The organism is Lysinibacillus sp. NPDC097214 (assembly GCF_050277945.1).
Taxonomy (GTDB): domain Bacteria; phylum Bacillota; class Bacilli; order Bacillales_A; family Planococcaceae; genus Lysinibacillus; species Lysinibacillus xylanilyticus_B.
Map to the genome: position 1 here is coordinate 49,557 of NZ_JBNNSS010000018.1, position 17,227 is coordinate 66,783.

Here is a 17,227-nt window from a genome sequence, read left to right on the forward strand (position 1 = left end):
TTAAAGAAAAAAAACAGATTACTATACTTTTAATAAATTATCTAAAAATTCGAAAAGCATTACAGTTAAATAGACATGTCAAACAAGAAAAAATAATTGTAGGAGGGAAGAGAATGGTTGTAAAGCAAGGTACGAAGCCTTTGACAGGGCAGGAATATATAGAAAGTTTAAAGGATGGTCGGGAAATTTGGTTACATGGTGAACGTGTAAAGGATGTCACGACCCACCCAGCTTTTCGAAATTCAGCACGATCAATTTCACGTCTATATGATGCCATGCATGACCCAAAATACAAAGATATTTTAACTTGTGAAACGGATACAGGTAGTGGTGGTTATACCCATAGATATTTCCGTGCAGCACGTAGCGCGGATGATTTAATTAAAGGTCGAGATGCTATTGTTGCTTGGGCCCGACTTACATATGGGCAGATGGGGCGGACACCAGACTATAAGGCTTCATTCCTTGCAACACTTGGCGGAAACGCGGAATATTATTCACCTTACCAAGAAAATGCAAAGCGTTGGTACAAAGAATCACAAGAACGTAATTGGTTTTTTAATCATGCAATTGTGAATCCACCTGTTGATCGACATAAAGATGTCCATGAAGTAGGGGATGTTTTTATCCAAGTGGAACGTGAAACGGACGAAGGCTTGATTATTAGTGGTTCAAAGATGGTGGCTACAGGTTCAGCTATTACGAATTACAATTTTGTTGGTACGTATGGATTACCGATTAAAGATAAAAAATTTGCAGTTGTCTTTATTGCACCAATGGATGCACCCGGTGTGAAGCTTATCAGTCGTGCTTCGTATGAAATGACGTCTGCAGTTATGGGGAGCCCATTTGATTATCCGCTAAGTAGCCGTTTCGATGAAAATGATGCGGTACTTGTATTCGAGCAAGCACTTATCCCATGGGAAAATATTTTAATTTATGAAGATATGCAAAAGACAACTTCATTCTTTGTAGAAAGCGGTTTCATTAATCGTTTTACTTTCCAAGGTGTCACACGCTTAGCTGTGAAATTAGATTTTATTATCGGCGTATTATTGAAAGCATTAAAAACAGCGGGCACCGATCAATTCCGTGGTGTACAGGTGCATATCGGTGAAATTATAGCTTGGCGTCATATGTTCTGGTCATTAAGCGATGCGATGGCGCTGAATCCTGAGAAAAAAGAAAATGGCACCGTTGTTCCGAATTTAAATGGTGGATTAGCGTATCGTGTATTTTTACAGGAAGGTTGGCCAAAGATTAAGGGCATCATTCAGCAGATTGTAGCGGGGAATTTAATCGTCCAACCATCTAGTGCAAGGGATTTTTTAAACGAGGAATTCCGTCCGACATTAGATAAGCTTTACCGTGGTTCAAATGGTATTGAAGCCCTTGAAAAGATTAAAACAATTAAGCTACTTTGGGATGCGATTGGTACTGAGTTTGGCGGCCGTAGTGAATTATATGAACGTAATTATGCTGGAAACCATGAAGATATTCGATTACAAACGTTGTTCGGTGCACAAGGTAGCGGTAAAACAGATGAGTTTATCGCGTTTGCTGAGCAATGTATGGCAGATTACGATTTAACGGGGTGGACAGACCCAACGTGGGTTAATCCAGATGATGTGAATTATTTTACAAATAAATAATGAAAACAATTAGGGGGAATGTTTGATGTCAAATTTTGATGTAGCACAATTAGCGCATGTGGAGCTTTTTACACCAAAGCCAGAGGAATCTTTAAAATTCTTCACAGATTATATGGGACTACAAATTACTGCACGCGAGGGGCAATCTGTTTATTTACGAGGCTATGAAGATTTTTATCATCACACATTAAAGCTTACGGAAGGAAAAGAAGCTGGACTTGGACATTCTGCATGGCGAGCAAGTTCACCAGAAGCGCTAGAGCGTCGGGTGGCATCTTTAGAAAAAAGCGGTTACGGAAAAGGCTGGATTGATGGTGATTTAGGTCACGGTCGTGCCTACCAATTTGTCACACCAGATGGACACAACCAAGAGATTTTGTGGGAAGTAGATTATTTTCAGCCTGCTGAAGATCAAAAAACATTATTAAAAAGTCGTCCACAAAAGCGCCCGTTGATGGGTGTTCCGGCACGTCGTTTAGATCATATTAACTTAATGTGTAGAGATGTAGCAAAAAACCGTGAGTTTATGTCAGAGCATTTAGGCTTCAAATTACGTGAACAAATTGTTTTAAACAATGATGAGGAAATTGGTGCATGGATGAGTGTTAGCCCACTTGTACATGAGGTAGCGTTAATGAACGACCAAACTGGCAATAGTGGCCGCTTCCATCATATTGCTTTTTGGTACGGCTATCCACAGCACCTAATGGATACAGCAGATATTTTTGTAGAAAACGGTATTCAAATAGAAGCTGGACCTGGCAAGCATGGTGTGAGTCAAGCGTACTTCATGTACGTGATGGAGCCTGGTGGCAACCGAGTTGAATTATTTGGCGATTCAGGTTACTTAATTTTCGATCCTGATTGGAAGCCAATAACATGGCATGAAAATGAGTTAGATGAAGCGATTGTTTGGTATGGCTCTCCACTACCTAATGAGTATTTCTTATATGGTACACCAGATCGATCAATAAAGGTTCCTGTGAAATAAACAATAGTAGTTCATCGCCAAAAGTTAGCGATATTATTTGTTAAAAAACGTATGTCGTATATATAAGTTGATCTTCGTTACAACTGGGCAACTCCTTGGGAAAGCGTCTAGTCGGAACGGAAATCAACCCACGTGATGATGATGAGCCAGTAATAGTTTACCTGAAAAATTTACATCGCTGTCTCAAATACTACTTCAGAGTATTTGAGACAGCACTAAATCATAAGGAGGTTATGTAATGGAGGATCGTTTGTTTAGGAATGCGATGGGGAAATTTGCAACAGGAGTCACAGTAATTACAACAAATGTAAATGGCAGTATCCATGGTATGACTGCAAATGCGTTCATGTCTGTTTCTCTTGATCCAAAATTAGTTGTCATCTCTATCGGTGAAAAAGCTTCGATGCTGGAGCATATCCAACAAAGCGGAACATTTACTGTCAATTTTTTATCAGCACAGCAGCAAGAGCTATCCATGCTATTTGCCGGACAAATAAAAGAAAAGCGTCAAGTAACGTTCGGTGATTTACAAGGTGCACCGACAATTGAAGGCGCTATTGCACAGGTGAGCTGTGAGGTAGCTAGCACCTATATAGAAGGAGATCATACGTTATTTATCGGACGAGTGAAAAACATTCATCTAGAAGATGGGGAGCCATTGCTATTCTTTAACGGACAGTATGGTGCATTATCAGCAGAAACCACGCTACAGGTCTAGGAGGTCAGATATGGATAGACAACTATATGCAGAGAAATTACAGGAAGCTGAGGCAACGAAGCAACCAATCGATCCGCTATCATCTATTGTTCCAGACATAACTGTAGATGACGCTTATGCTATTCAATTACTTCAAATTGCTACAAAGCAACAAGAGGGGAAGCAAATTGTTGGTAAGAAGATTGGTTTAACGAGTAAAGCAATGCAGCAGCAATTTAAAGTTTCGGAGCCAGACTACGGTCATATTTTATCGGATATGGTGGAAGTCGATGGTGCAACGATCTCACTCAATCAATTTATTCAACCAAAGTTGGAATTTGAGATTGCATTTGTTTTGAAGAAGGATTTATATGGACCAAATATTACAGTGGAGGATGTCATTGAGGCGACAGATTACATTGTCCCCGCACTAGAAGTAATTGATAGTCGCATAGTAGATTGGAAAATTCGTTTTGAAGATACGGTCGCAGACAATGGTTCATCTGCCATGGTGATTATTGGCGGATCGCCTACTAAATTGCTAGATATAGACTTACCGCATATTGGCATGAATGTTTACCGAAATGGTGAATTGTTTGATAGTGCAGCCGCTGCCGCTGTCATGGGTGATCCATTACGTGCAGTTGCATGGTTAGCTAATAAACTTAGTAAATATCATATCGGTTTACAGGCGGGTGAGTTGGTGTTAGCAGGAGCATTAACAGCGGCAGTCACACTTGAGGATGGAGATACGTTTACGGCAGAGTTTGCCCATCTAGGTACTGTGTCCGCTACGTTTAGGCTGAAGGAGGAGAAATGAAGATGGCAAAGTTAAAAATTGCGATTTTAGGCTCCGGTAATATCGGTACAGATTTAATGTACAAAATTGAGCGTAGTGATTTCTTAACAATGAGCGTCATGGTAGGGATTGACCCTGCTTCTGAGGGAATTCAACGTGCGAAGGCTCGTGGCTATCATACAATCACGAATGGAATAGATGGCTTAGTGGCATGTCCTGAGCTTTTTGATATTGTATTTGATGCCACAACTGCAAAGGCGCATTCTATGCACAGTGAGAGAGTGCTTGCTCTTGGTAAGAAAATCATTGATTTAACGCCAGCTGCTATTGGCCCATTCGTTGTGCCGTGTGCTAATTTGGAAAAGTTCACGGCGGCCGATAATGTCAATATGGTGACATGTGGTGGCCAAGCGACTATTCCAATTGTCTATGCTATTAACCAAGTAGCTGATGTTGAATATGCGGAGATTGTTGCAACGGTAGCGAGTAAAAGCGCAGGACCTGGAACACGGGCTAATATAGATGAATTTACACGAACAACAGCAAATGCAATAGAGGACGTAGGCGGAGCGAATAGGGGAAAGGCGATTATCATTTTAAATCCAGCTGATCCGCCGATTATAATGCGTGATACTGTGCATGTTTTAGTGAATGAATGTGACAAGGAACAAGAAATTATCGAAGCAATTGAAGATATAGTGCTAGCTGTTCAGCAATATGTACCTGGATATCGCATGACGAGCGCTCCTATTTTTAATGGTAAACAGGTATCAATCTTTTTAGAAGTAGAGGGAGCAGGAGATTTTTTCCCAACCTATTTAGGAAATCTCGATATTATGACGGCTGCAGCAGTACAAGTAGGGAATGAAATCGCTAAACAGCATCATGAAACAGTGAGGGCGAACCAAGCGGAGGTGAGTAAATGACAAAATTAACAGTTTTAGATGTCACATTGCGTGATGGTAGTCATTCAATGCGCCATGCATTTACAGAGCAGCAAGTGAGAGATGTAGCTCGTGGTTTAAGGAAAGCAAAGGTGAAATATTTTGAGGTATCCCATGGAGATGGATTAGGGGGCTCTTCTCTACAGTACGGCTTTTCAAAAGTGGATGAACTGAAGTTAATCGAGGCGGCACGAGAAGAATGTGGTGATTCGGCTATTTCGGTCTTAATTTTACCTGGTATAGGTGTAAAAGAAGATTTGAAAAATGCAGTGAAGGCAGGAGCTAAAATGGCCAGGGTGGCAACCCATGTTACCGAGGCCGATGTTGCGGGACAACATATTTACTTAAGCCGTGAGCTAGGATTGAAAACAGTTGGATTTTTAATGATGGCACATATGGCTCCAACGTCCGTAATAGTAGAACAAGCGAAGTTATTTGAGAGTTACGGTGCAGAAATTATTTATGTGACGGATTCAGCAGGTGCCATGTTACCTCATGAGGTCAAGGAACGTGTAGCCGCATTAAAGTCACATGTTTCTTGTGAAATTGGCTTCCATGCACATAATAATTTATCACTTGCCTTGGCAAATACGATAGCTGCTGTCGAAGCAGGTGCTACGTATGTAGATGGTAGTTTACGCTGTTTAGGCGCTGGTAGTGGTAATACACAAACGGAAGTAATGGCTGCTGTTTTCGATCGTCTTGGCTATGAAACTGGGATTGATTTATATAGTGTCATCGATGTTGCTAATGAAGTAGTTGCACCAATTATGCCACGTCCGCAAGAAATAACAGGCGCTAGCTTAATGATGGGCTATGCTGGTGTCTACTCTAGCTTTTTATTATTTACGCAGGAAGCAGCGAAAAAATACAACGTAGATGAACGTGAAATTTTAGTGGAGCTCGGCAAGAGGAAAGTGGTAGGTGGGCAAGAGGATATAATCGCAGAAATTGCTCGTGAGATTGCAAAGACAGTCTAGTAGAACCGGAGGGATGAGCGATGATGAAAACAGATACGCTAGATCAAATTGCGTATGAGTTGTATAAAGCAGAGCGAGATGTGTCTGAGGTCGCGAAGTTTGTCGAAAAATATCCAGAGCTGACAGTGGAAACAGCCTATGACATTCAAGACAAACTAATTGAACTAAAGCGTATGCATGAGCAAACAACCATTTCAGGGCTAAAGCTTGGTTTAACGAGTAAGGCAAAACAACAAATGATGGGTGTACATGAGCCATCTTATGGCGTGCTGTTAGCGAATATGGCGCTAAATCCACAACTGCCGATTTCCTTGAAATCTTTAATTCATCCGAAAATTGAGCCAGAGATTGCCTTTGTTTTTAAAGAAGATTTACGCGGTCCAAATGTAACTGTTGCACAAGTTTTGAAAGCGACTGATTATATTGCACCTGCCATGGAAATGATCGATAGTCGTTATTTAAATTTCAATTTTACCTTACCAGATGTGATTGCCGATAACTCTTCTTCTTCGCGCTACATAGTAAGTTCACAAAAGTATGCGGTGAACGAAGTGGATCTTGTGAATATGGGCTGTATTTTTAGGCAAAATGATGAAATCTTTGCGACGAGTACAGCAGGTTCAGTTATGGGACATCCAGCACGTGCCATTGCATGGATGGCGAATAAATTAATCGCTCGTGGACAACACATTCGAGCTGGAGATATTGTGCTAAGTGGTGCGTTAACAGGAGCCGCAACAATGCATGCGGGGGATAGCTTTACTGTAAGCTTTGACGGAATGGAGTCGTTAACAGTTGAAGTAGACCTATAGAGAAGGAGGAAGGTGAAATGCCAATTATTCAAGTAACACTCATTGAAGGACGTACACCAGAACAAAAGGAAAGGTTAATTGAAGAAGTGAGCAAAACCGTTTCTTCTGTATTAGACGCACCGCTTGAAACGGTTCGTGTATGCTTAAATGAAATCCCAAGCGCTCATTGGGGAATTGCAGGGAAGTCCGTCCACCGTCGACAAAATGAATAATAAGGAGTGTCTACTATGGGGAATACACAAACGAAATTGAAAGAAGTTAAGCTATTTATTAATGGGGAATATGTAGAATCTTCTTCTCAAACATTGTTCGAGGTGAAAAATCCTGCGACCCAGGAGATTATTGCAAAAGTCCATGAAGCAAGCTTTGAAGATGTGGATCGGGCGTGTGAAGCAGCACGGAAAGCTTTTGAAGAAGGGCCATGGCGTACAATGCCTTTATCTGAGCGTTTGGCAAAAATTCGTCGGATGGCAGAAATTATTCTAGAACGCAAAGAAGAGTTAGCACGCCTAGAAGCATTAGATGTAGGTAAGCCCTATCAAGTAGCATTAGAACGTGAAATTCCACGTGCCGCAGAAAATTTAAAGTTTTTTGCTGACTTTATGGAACAGCAAGGCGGCGAAGTATACCCAATGGATGATGCTTATTTAAATTATACGCGCTATGAGCCAGTTGGGGTTGCTGCTTTAATTACCCCTTGGAATTTACCGTTTATGCTAACAACGTGGAAGCTTGGTCCATGCTTAGCATCAGGAAATACGGCGGTCATAAAGCCGGCAGAAATTACACCTTTAACCGTATCGTTACTTGGTGAGATTGCCCAACAGGCGGGTATTCCAGACGGTGTTGTTAATGTTGTTCATGGCTTTGGGGTACAATCAGCAGGTGAATTTATGACGACACATCCAGAAGTCGATTTAATTTCCTTCACGGGGGAAACGACGACAGGTAAAGCAATCATGAAAAACGGTGCTGATTCATTGAAAAAGGTTTCCTTCGAACTAGGTGGCAAGGCAGCAAATATTATTTTTGAAGATGCGAATTTAGAAAAAGCTATACCGGTATCGATTCAAGCAGCATTTATGAATTCCGGTCAAGTTTGTCTAGCGGGGTCACGTATTTTAGTGCAACGAACAATCTTAGATGAATTCCTTACACGTTTTAAAGAAGCGGCTGCAGCATTAGTCGTTGGTGACCCTCAAGATTCAAAAACGAATATGGGACCAGTCGTAAGTGAAACACATTATAACAAGGTAACGAGCTATTTAAGTATAGCTGAATATGAAAATTCTACACTTATTTATGGTGGTGAACGTCCTGAATTACCAGCGCATCTAAGTACGGGTTATTATTTACAGCCGACAATCTATTTACAAGAAAATCCACAAGCCCGCATTTGCCAAGAGGAGATTTTCGGTCCTATCGTTACAATTATCCCGTTTGAAACGGAAGAAGAGGCACTTGCGATAGCAAACGGGACAGAGTACGGTTTAAGTGCAGTTGTTTGGACCGAAAACTTACAGCGCGCTCACCGTATTTCACACGATGTACGTGCAGGTACGATTTGGGTAAATTGCTGGTTTGTGCGTGATTTACGTGCCCCGTTTGGAGGCTTTAAAAAGAGTGGGGTAGGACGTGAAGGCGGTCATCATAGCTTGGAATTCTTTACGGAAGCTAAAAATATTTGTATAGCGTTGAAATGAGGGCTAGGATTGCCCTTATTCGGAGGGGGTATCTCAGAAGTGTTTCTGGGATACTTTTTTATTTTGGTGTGTAAAAAAAGCTGTCCAATAACTAATTGAACAGCTAGTAGTGTATATAATATGCAAAATACAGCAATGTAAAAGCTATTGCAATACATAGTTTTCGTACATAAAACATCTTTTTGTCCAAGCTTCTCATCGGACGTCCCCAGGAAGCTTTGCTCTGTGCGAAAGCGAAGTGGCAGCAATTGTTTTATCTGTGCGAAAGAGTAGCGACAGCAACAACAAATGTTTATTGCGCGAAAGCGAAGCGGCAGCGACAAAGCGCTCAGTCGGAACGGACACCAAACCTACGTCATAGTGATGAGCCCCAAAAATAAATAAGCGAGAGTAGCCCTTGTAAATTTGGAGATAGTCCGCAATCAACAATGGATAATTTAGTTATTGTGCTAAAGCTTCCTACTGAATGTCAACTTCTTATCTTTTACTTAATTATTCACATAAAAACAAACATGATTTCTCAAATCTGTTAACATCACTTGATACGAAATACCAGTGATTATCTATTTTCTTGTAATCACTATAATAATCAAACTCTTTGGCAGTTGGAAATTCACCTGCGGATGAAAAAATAAATCCTTCCCTTAAACCCTGCATGTCCATAAAGGGTTGTTCAGCTGATTGGAAAAAGACAAAAAAATGATCTTTCGAATGCATACCTACTCTGATCGTCTCATCTTTAACCGCATCTATATATTGCGGGGGAGTGTAATACGAGTAAAAACCTTTACTTCCGTATCTATTTGCTTCTTTTTTTATTTCCCCATTGACTAACATGCTAATGATTTTTTCTCTATCATCTTTATAAAAATAAAAATTCACTTCTGTTCTAATCAATGGTGGCAATACAATCACTATGAGTAGTGTTATTAATTGAATAATAATTGGAACCCATTTCTTTTGAAATAAATAAATGATTGAATAAATAAAAGTGACCGTAAATAACCCATATGTTATTAATGTCAACATAGAAGATTCATTCCCGATAAGCTTAAACATTGTATAAAACAATAATAAAATACTACTTCCTATTGCAAAGAAGATTATTGTTTTTTTCATAATTGTTACTCTCCTAAAACGATATAAACTTTTAAAAGCAACCAATGGTTTCAAAATCATTGCTTCAAATTACTTTCTTATTATAACATATCCTGTTTTCCTAACATTTCGCACAGACAAACCCAAGTTGTTGCTGCCGCTTCGCTTTCGCACAGACAAACCCAAGTTGTTGCTGCCGCTTCGCTTTCGCACAGACAAACCCAAGTTGTTGCTACCGCTTCGCTTTAGCTGCTCATCGTCCTCCCTTCCGAGGAAAGCGCTCAGTCGGAATGGACATCAACCCTACGTTATGGTGATGAGCCTAAAAATAAAAAAAGCAGAGAGCAACTACTCTCTGCTTATCAATCAATCTATTATAGGTTAATCGCTTTTGCTTCATCAATATTTTCAAGCTGTGCAACGAATGTTAAATCTTCTTCTGTTACAGCATTATCGATTGTTAGCATCATGACAGCTGTTCCACCAACTTGTGCACGACCAACTTGCATTGTTGCGATGTTCACATCTTTTTCTGCTAGCTTTGTTGCTACGCGACCGATAGCACCTGGTTTGTCAGTGTTTTTAATGTAAAGAAGGTGACCTTGTGGGATAACGTCAACAACGTAGTCTTCTACTTTAACAATACGTGCACCTAAACCATTTAATAATGTACCAGCAACTGTGTGTGTTTCGTTTACTGTTTTAATTTCAATCGTAATTAAGCTAGTGAAGCCTTTTGCAGTTGTTGTTTTATGCTCATTTATTTTCATGCCGATACGTTCAGATAGGTAACGAGCATTTACGTCATTAACATGATTACCGTGATTTTTAGTTAATAAGCCTTTTAACGCGTTTGACGTTAATGGACGAACATCATAATTTGCTACTTCACCAGCATAAGATAAGTTGATTTCTTTCACAGGCTCAGTTGTAAGTTGAGATAAGAATGAACCAAGTTTTTCAGCTAATTCGAAGAAAGGCTCAACTTGTGCAAGCAACTCTTTTGGAATAGATGGCATGTTCACTGGATTAGTTACAGTACCTGTTTTATAGAATTTAATGATGTCGTTTGAAACGTCAACCGCTACAGACTCCTGTGCTTCAATTGTAGATGCACCTAAGTGAGGTGTTGCGATTACTTGCGGTAAAGTAAGTAGTTTATGATCTGTTGCTGGCTCAGATACGAATACGTCAAGAGCAGCACCCGCTACTTTACCTTCTACGATTGCATCATATAAATCATCCTCATTGATAATACCGCCACGTGCACAGTTAATGATGCGCACTCCATCTTTCATCATAGCGAATTTTTCTTTGTTAATAAGGTTACGTGTTTCAGGAAGAAGTGGTGTGTGTACGGTAATGAAATCTGCAGCAGCACAAATTTCTTCAACTGTTGATTTTGTTACCCCTAACTCTTTAGCGCGTTCGTCTGTTAGGAATGGATCGTATGCCATAACATTCATGCGTTGACCTTTTGCACGATAAGCAACTTCAACACCGATACGACCGAAGCCTACAACACCTAGAGTTTTATTTTTAAGTTCAACACCAACATAAGATTTACGATCCCATTTACCATTTTTAAGTGTATTGAATGCTTGTGGGATGTGACGAGCAAGTGAAGTCATCATGGCAATAGTGTGCTCAGCAGCAGAGTTCGTGTTGCCGTCGGGTGCATTCACAACGATAATACCATGTTCAGTTGCAGCAGTTAGATCAATGTTGTCTACACCTACTCCAGCACGTCCGATAAGTTTTAAGTTTTTAGCCGCTTCAATTACTTCGCGTGTTACCGTTGTTTGAGAACGTACTAGTAAAACATCTACATCTGCAATTTTTGCGATTAATTCTTCTGGTGCAAGACCAGTATCAACGATGATATTTAAGTCTAAATCTTGTTCTTGTCGTAGAGGAAAAATACCATCTTCACTTAGTGGGTCAGCGATAAATACGTTAATTGCCTTTGTTGCAGTAGTCATTTGTAATGTAGTCATTTGTAATTAGCTCCTTTTAATTAAAAAATGTTAGTGTTCTTTATATACGAAACAGTCTGAATTTTGTAGAGATAGTACATCTTACAGCATACAAATCTCCTTTGTAGAAATGAGAGCAATATCAATTTCGCCTTGGCGTAATTGCCGCTGACGCTTTGCTTTCACGCAGATAAACAATGCGTCTGGATTTTGAATTGTGCTTAGGCCTGCACGAGGGCCGACACGATGTCGGTCATTTCGGTAATGCCACAGGACGTGGCGTTTTTACCGATGCAGGTCAGTTAGCCGTTTTCGCAGGATGCAAAGGTTTTAGGCTAACATCCTTTGTTTATTCCTTACAAAATCCATGACATCCGCCAGAGGCTTTGTCTTCATTTTGTAAGTGTTACAAAATGAAGATAAAAAAAGCCCTCCACGCCTTACAAACACAGATATTGTGTTGTAAGGGGCGAAAGGCATAATAAACATTGGTTCGCGGTACCACCCTTAATCACTGCTTAAAAATTTTTTAGCAGTCTTAGCTATATGCGTAACGTGCATGTGACGGATAAGCTTACTTTGGAGATGTTCGGCTTATCTATTCAGGAGTGGAACTATTATCGTAGAAATCACTGATTTACACCAACCATCAGCTCTCTTTGGATTTTCTAGCGACTAGCGTGTCTCCGTCGTTATATTTTCGTGTGATTTAATTGTTAACATCATAATCCTTATTGTTCACCTTTGTCAACAATATTTCTGAAAAAGATTAAAATTCATGACTTCGGAAGTCTGTAAAACGGTTAAACGCGAACGTTTTATTGTTGTCATTCATTAATTGTTCGTGTTTTAGGGAAGGACAATGAAAGCGCTACCGATATATGTTACGTCAGATTACATGGGCGTTTAACAAATATTCGAGGTCGAAAATTATACGTTGGAAACTTTCTTTGTTTAGAGGAGGAAAGCGAACATTATTTTCTTGTCACATTTTTGTCAAAATTACGAAGTGTAGAAGGTAAACTGTCAATTAGAGAAGAATGTAAGTAAAGGAAGATTGATTTTTAGGGGGTATAGAATGATGTATGATGTAGCAATTGTCGGTGCAGGACTGGCGGGGTTAGTAGCTGCCTGTGAGTTAGCGGATGCAAAGAAAAAAATTCTATTAGTAGATCAAGAACCTGAAAATTCAATGGGGGGACAGGCATTTTGGTCCTTTGGAGGTATTTTTTTAGTGAATTCACCTGAGCAAAGAAGGCTTGGTATTAAGGATAGTAAAGAGCTTGCATGGCAGGATTGGCAAGGAACGGCTGGCTTCGATCGATTGGAGGATGAAGATTCATGGGCATACAAATGGGCTAGAGCTTATGTAGATTTTGCAGCTGGTGAAAAATATAGCTGGTTAAAGTCTATGGGGATGAAGTTTTTTCCTGTCGTCGGTTGGGCAGAGCGCGGGGGATCGTTAGCAGGCGGACATGGTAATTCAGTACCTAGATTCCATATAGTTTGGGGAACCGGACCAGGCATTGTAAAGCCTTTTGCTGAAAAAGTGAAAAAGGCCATAAAGAATGGTTATATAGATTTTAAACCGAGACATCGAGTAGACGAATTTATTCAACGAGATGGAAAAATTACAGGGATTAGTGGCACAGTTTTGGCGCAAAGCTATGCAAACCGTGGAGAAAAAAGCTCTCGACTAGGCATAGGTGAATTTTCTTATGAAGCTGGAGCGGTTATTGTAGCCAGCGGTGGAATAGGTGCAAATTTTGATTTAGTTAGAAAAAGTTGGCCAGCACGACTTGGAACACCACCGAAAAATATGGTCTGTGGTGTACCAGCATATGTAGACGGTAGAATGTTAGAAATTACGGAACATGCCGGTGGGCGTATCGTTAATAGAGATCGCATGTGGCACTATACAGAAGGCTTGAAAAATTGGGACCCTATTTGGCCCAATCATGGTATTCGAATTTTGCCTGGCCCATCATCATTATGGTTTGATGCAGAAGGCAATCGATTTAGTGCACCTAATTTTCCGGGTTTTGATACGTTAAGTACATTAGAAGCCATTCAAAAAACTGGCTATGATTACTCATGGTTTATTTTAACGGAAAAAATTATTGAAAAAGAATTTGCACTATCGGGCTCTGAGCAAAATCCAGATTTAACAAATAAAAGTATTACTGATGTTTTGAAACGTGTTTTGCCAGGACCACCAGCTCCCATTCAGGCATTTAAAAATCATGGTGAGGACTTTGTAATTGCTAATGATTTAAAGGAGTTAGTTGATGGAATGAACAAATTGGCTGGCAAAGACCTTCTTGATTTTATCAAAATAAAAGAGCAAATTTTAGCAAGGGATCGTGAAATGGATAATAAATTTACAAAGGACTTACAGGTTAATGCTATTCATGGCGCAAGAAACTATGTAGGTGATAAATTTGTGCGCGTTGCAAAGCCCCATAAAATTTTAGATCCAAACAATTGGCCACTTATTGCGGTTCGCTTAAATATTTTAACGCGTAAAACATTAGGAGGCTTACAGACAAATTTGAATGGTGCTGTGTTAGGAGCGGATGGTCAGCCTGTACCGGGTTTATTTGCAGCTGGGGAAGTTAGTGGTTTTGGTGGCGGCGGTGTACATGGTTACCGTGCTTTAGAAGGGACATTTGTGGGAGGTTGTTTATTTAGTGGCCGACAGGTAGGGCGTTACTTGGCAAAAGGGGAATGAAAATCCTGAAAAATAAGAAAGAGCATCATCACAAATGGATGATGCTCTTTTTTCTTATAAAGAAGAATTTTGAACTTGAGCGATTTTAACGATTTGTTCCTCAATCTGCTCTTTTGTCCAACCATTCTCTTCAACGAAGAAGTTGCGTTTTGCGCGGCGACATTCGTCTGAACAGCTACGCATATAAAAGGCCTCATGCTTTTCCTCGCAAAGCATTAATTTATGGCATTCAGGATTTGCACAGTTTGTATAACGTTCTGTCGGTTCACCTGTGAAGAAATCCTTACCAACAATCACATGCTCAACCTGATTAATGGGTACACTGCGACGTCGATCAAAGACGAACATTTGCCCATCCCATAGTTGACCTTTTACCTCAGGGTCTTTTGCATACGTGGCAATTCCACCATGTAATTGACCAACACTTTCTCCATAGCCTTCACGTTTTAACCAGCCAGAGAATTTTTCGCAGCGAATACCACCTGTGCAGTAAGTTAAAACTTTCTTGCCCGTAAAATCTTCTTTATGGGCCTCCATCCAATCTGGTAGGTCACGGAAGGTTTCAATATCTGGACGAATAGCACCACGGAAATGTCCGAGGTCATATTCATAATCATTACGTGCATCAATAATAACCGTATTGTCTTCCTGCATACGTTCCATAAATTCCTTTGGTGATAAATAATCTCCTGTTATTTCTAAAGGATTAATATCATCGTTTAAACCGAGGTGTACAATCTCTTGACGAGGGCGCACATGCATTTTTTTAAAGGTATGCCCTTCAACTTCATCAATTTTCCACATAATGTCGCTAAAACGAGGGTCTGCCTTCATATGATTCATGTAAGCATCAGTTTGCTCAACTGTGCCTGAAACCGTTCCATTAATACCTTCATCGCCAACTAAAATACGACCAAGAAGCCCGATTTCTTTACAAAGTGCTAAATGTTCCTCTGCGAATGCCACAGGGTCTTCAATAGCTATATATTTATAATAAAGTAATACACGATAGTCTTTCTGTGTCACAATCATTAACCACCTTCAAATCGATATTCGTCCTTAAATATAGCATATCAAGTGCAATTTTGCGTAGGGTAGAAGGAGTTTTCTAAAAAAACGCGAATAGTACATAGTGAATGACTATTCATATTTGGGGGTGTAGGGATGGAATTTTCAACGATTACATTAGAAAAATTAGAACGCCGTGCAACATTAACATTAAATCGACCAGATGCTATGAATGCTATGGATGATGTGATGATGCGTGAACTAGCAGAATGCTTTGAGGCACTACAGCAGGAACAAGAAATACAAGTTCTCGTTATTCGCGGGGAAGGAAAAGTCTTTTCAGCAGGTGGCGATATTAAAGCGATGCTAGATCCAAATAAGCCGCTTAATATTAATGAGGCAATGGTTTACTTAACACGTATTGTCAAAGCGTATTACCAGCTACCGATGATCGTCATTGCAGCGGTTCATGGAGCATCAGCCGGATTAGGCTTTAGTCTAGCGCTTGGGGCAGATATAGTTGTGGCCTGTGAAAATAGTAAGCTCGCTATGAACTTCATCGGCATAGGGCTCATCCCTGATGGTGGGGGACATTTCTTTATGAAGGAACGTGTAGGTACTGTTAAAGCTAAACAAATGATTTGGGAAGGTAAAGTTTTAACGGCATCGGAGGCACATGATGAAGGGTTAATTGATTATATTGCACCAGATGGGACTGTTTTTGCGATTACGGACCAACTAGTAGGAAAAATGCTTGCTTCTCCAATTGCATCGATGATTACGACTAAAAAAATTCTACATGCTCAAAATTTACCGCAATTAGAGAGTATTTTATCAATGGAAGCAGCAGGGCAAGCAGCGATGCGTAAAACGACCGATCATTTGGAAGGAATCCATGCATTTGTAGAGAAAAGAGCACCTGCATTTGTAGGGAAATAAATTTAACTTCTTTCATTGGGTGTCCAAATACCCGTTGATATAGAGGAACTCAGTCTAAGAACGCCACGTCCTGTGGCAATTTATCTGTGCGAAAGCGAAGCGACAGCAACAACAACAACACACGACTGAGTGACCAACATCATGTTGGCCTAAAAAGGCACGTAGTAAGGTGTACTACGTGCCTTTTAATAGTCATTTTTAGACATGGAATAAGATTAATTTACCCGAAGCGTTAACAAGGCGATGAGTTTTGTTGGCAACACCTTTTTCTTCGATCTGCTGTAGACCGTTGATTTTTGCAGCCTCATCGTTTTCGAATGTCCATGTTTCATCAAACAATGTTTCCCCAGTTTGTTCAAAAGCTGTAAAACGGTAATTTTCCATACAAACCCCACCCTTTAATTAAATATATATCTATTATACATAGAAGATTTATAAACTTCACGTTAAAACTAGCGAATATTTCGATAAAATGAGAAAATTGTGAAAAAAATAAGGCGATACTATTAATGAATATTCTTTGAATACATTTCTCATCTAGTGTGAAGTATGATAATATAGAACAAATATTCGGTTTCGGCGTGATTCACGAATGTCTCATCATAAAATGAGACATCTAGCGATTAGTAAATGATTGAACTAGCAATTCCAATATGCTGAATTGTTTACTGCATTGCGAGTGATGAAAGTACGACGACAAGGTATAGATTATTTAACTTCTTTCAGCAAATGAATGTGAATTTAAGTTACTTTTCAGTGGGTGTCCAAACACAGCTGAAATAGAGGAACTCAGTCTAAGAAGGCCACGTCCTGTGGCAATTTATCTGTGCGAAAGCGAAGCGGCAGCAACACGGTTTTATCTGTGCGAAAGCGAAGCGACAGCAACACGGTTTTATC

15 protein-coding genes and 1 other annotated feature are annotated in these 17,227 nt (G+C 40.0%); of the genes, 11 read left to right on the plus strand and 4 right to left on the minus strand.

Translation table 11 applies throughout. The annotated features are described in order from the left end of the window. Window positions 1-113 precede the first annotated feature (113 nt). The 9 genes from ACQKMI_RS23840 to ACQKMI_RS23880 all read left to right on the plus strand — a co-directional run bounded on the left by ACQKMI_RS23840 (window position 114) and on the right by ACQKMI_RS23880 (window position 8,578). Window positions 114-1,652 (plus strand): 4-hydroxyphenylacetate 3-hydroxylase N-terminal domain-containing protein, encoded by a 1,539-nt coding sequence (locus ACQKMI_RS23840; RefSeq protein WP_427492940.1) that lies wholly within the window; start codon window positions 114-116, stop codon window positions 1,650-1,652. 25 nt (window positions 1,653-1,677) lie between these two features. Beyond that, complete coding sequence (locus tag ACQKMI_RS23845) at window positions 1,678-2,643, plus strand: catechol 2,3-dioxygenase (RefSeq protein WP_427492942.1); 966 nt, start codon at window positions 1,678-1,680, stop codon at window positions 2,641-2,643. 238 nt (window positions 2,644-2,881) lie between these two features. After that, window positions 2,882-3,361, plus strand: a complete 480-nt coding sequence (locus tag ACQKMI_RS23850) for a flavin reductase family protein (protein ID WP_427492944.1) — start codon at window positions 2,882-2,884, stop codon at window positions 3,359-3,361. A gap of 10 nt (window positions 3,362-3,371) precedes the next feature. Next, window positions 3,372-4,160: a 2-keto-4-pentenoate hydratase gene (locus ACQKMI_RS23855; protein WP_427492946.1), complete on the plus strand. Its 789-nt coding sequence runs from the start codon at window positions 3,372-3,374 to the stop codon at window positions 4,158-4,160. 2 nt (window positions 4,161-4,162) lie between these two features. Next, window positions 4,163-5,065, plus strand: coding sequence for an acetaldehyde dehydrogenase (acetylating) (locus ACQKMI_RS23860; protein ID WP_427492948.1), 903 nt, complete (start codon window positions 4,163-4,165; stop codon window positions 5,063-5,065). Continuing rightward, the gene (gene dmpG / locus ACQKMI_RS23865) at window positions 5,062-6,063 is read left to right on the plus strand and encodes a 4-hydroxy-2-oxovalerate aldolase (protein WP_427492950.1); all 1,002 of its coding nucleotides are present in this window, start codon (window positions 5,062-5,064) and stop codon (window positions 6,061-6,063) included. The genes ACQKMI_RS23860 and dmpG overlap by 4 nt, the downstream gene beginning before the upstream one ends. 20 nt (window positions 6,064-6,083) lie before the next feature. Next, window positions 6,084-6,875, plus strand: coding sequence for a 2-keto-4-pentenoate hydratase (locus ACQKMI_RS23870; RefSeq protein ID WP_427492951.1), 792 nt, complete (start codon window positions 6,084-6,086; stop codon window positions 6,873-6,875). A gap of 17 nt (window positions 6,876-6,892) precedes the next feature. Then, entirely contained in the window at window positions 6,893-7,087 is a 195-nt protein-coding gene (locus ACQKMI_RS23875; RefSeq protein ID WP_427492953.1) for a 4-oxalocrotonate tautomerase, read from the plus strand. Between the two features lie 15 nt (window positions 7,088-7,102). Continuing rightward, window positions 7,103-8,578: an aldehyde dehydrogenase gene (locus ACQKMI_RS23880; RefSeq protein WP_427492955.1), complete on the plus strand. Its 1,476-nt coding sequence runs from the start codon at window positions 7,103-7,105 to the stop codon at window positions 8,576-8,578. Between the two features lie 492 nt (window positions 8,579-9,070). On the opposite strand, the gene ACQKMI_RS23885 is transcribed toward ACQKMI_RS23880, so the two are convergent. Continuing rightward, window positions 9,071-9,697 (minus strand): hypothetical protein, encoded by a 627-nt coding sequence (locus tag ACQKMI_RS23885; protein WP_427492957.1) that lies wholly within the window; start codon window positions 9,695-9,697, stop codon window positions 9,071-9,073. A 353-nt stretch (window positions 9,698-10,050) separates the two neighbouring features. Beyond that, a complete protein-coding gene (serA, locus tag ACQKMI_RS23890; RefSeq protein ID WP_427492965.1) occupies window positions 10,051-11,658 on the minus strand; it encodes a phosphoglycerate dehydrogenase in 1,608 nt (535 codons plus the stop codon). Window positions 11,659-12,114: 456 nt separating this feature from the next. Next, window positions 12,115-12,354: a binding site (T-box leader), on the minus strand. Window positions 12,355-12,730: 376 nt separating this feature from the next. Between serA and ACQKMI_RS23895 the strand changes: the two genes are divergently transcribed. Then, window positions 12,731-14,383, plus strand: a complete 1,653-nt coding sequence (locus tag ACQKMI_RS23895; RefSeq protein WP_427492958.1) for an FAD-binding dehydrogenase — start codon at window positions 12,731-12,733, stop codon at window positions 14,381-14,383. A 54-nt stretch (window positions 14,384-14,437) separates the two neighbouring features. Here the strand turns inward: ACQKMI_RS23895 and ACQKMI_RS23900 are convergent, their stop codons facing one another. Then, window positions 14,438-15,409, minus strand: a complete 972-nt coding sequence (locus tag ACQKMI_RS23900) for a rhodanese-related sulfurtransferase (protein WP_427492960.1) — start codon at window positions 15,407-15,409, stop codon at window positions 14,438-14,440. Window positions 15,410-15,547: 138 nt separating this feature from the next. Between ACQKMI_RS23900 and ACQKMI_RS23905 the strand changes: the two genes are divergently transcribed. Beyond that, complete coding sequence (locus tag ACQKMI_RS23905; protein ID WP_427492962.1) at window positions 15,548-16,330, plus strand: enoyl-CoA hydratase; 783 nt, start codon at window positions 15,548-15,550, stop codon at window positions 16,328-16,330. Window positions 16,331-16,528: 198 nt separating this feature from the next. Here the strand turns inward: ACQKMI_RS23905 and ACQKMI_RS23910 are convergent, their stop codons facing one another. Continuing rightward, window positions 16,529-16,714, minus strand: a complete 186-nt coding sequence (locus ACQKMI_RS23910; RefSeq protein ID WP_323649880.1) for a YhzD family protein — start codon at window positions 16,712-16,714, stop codon at window positions 16,529-16,531. Window positions 16,715-17,227: the final 513 nt, after the last annotated feature.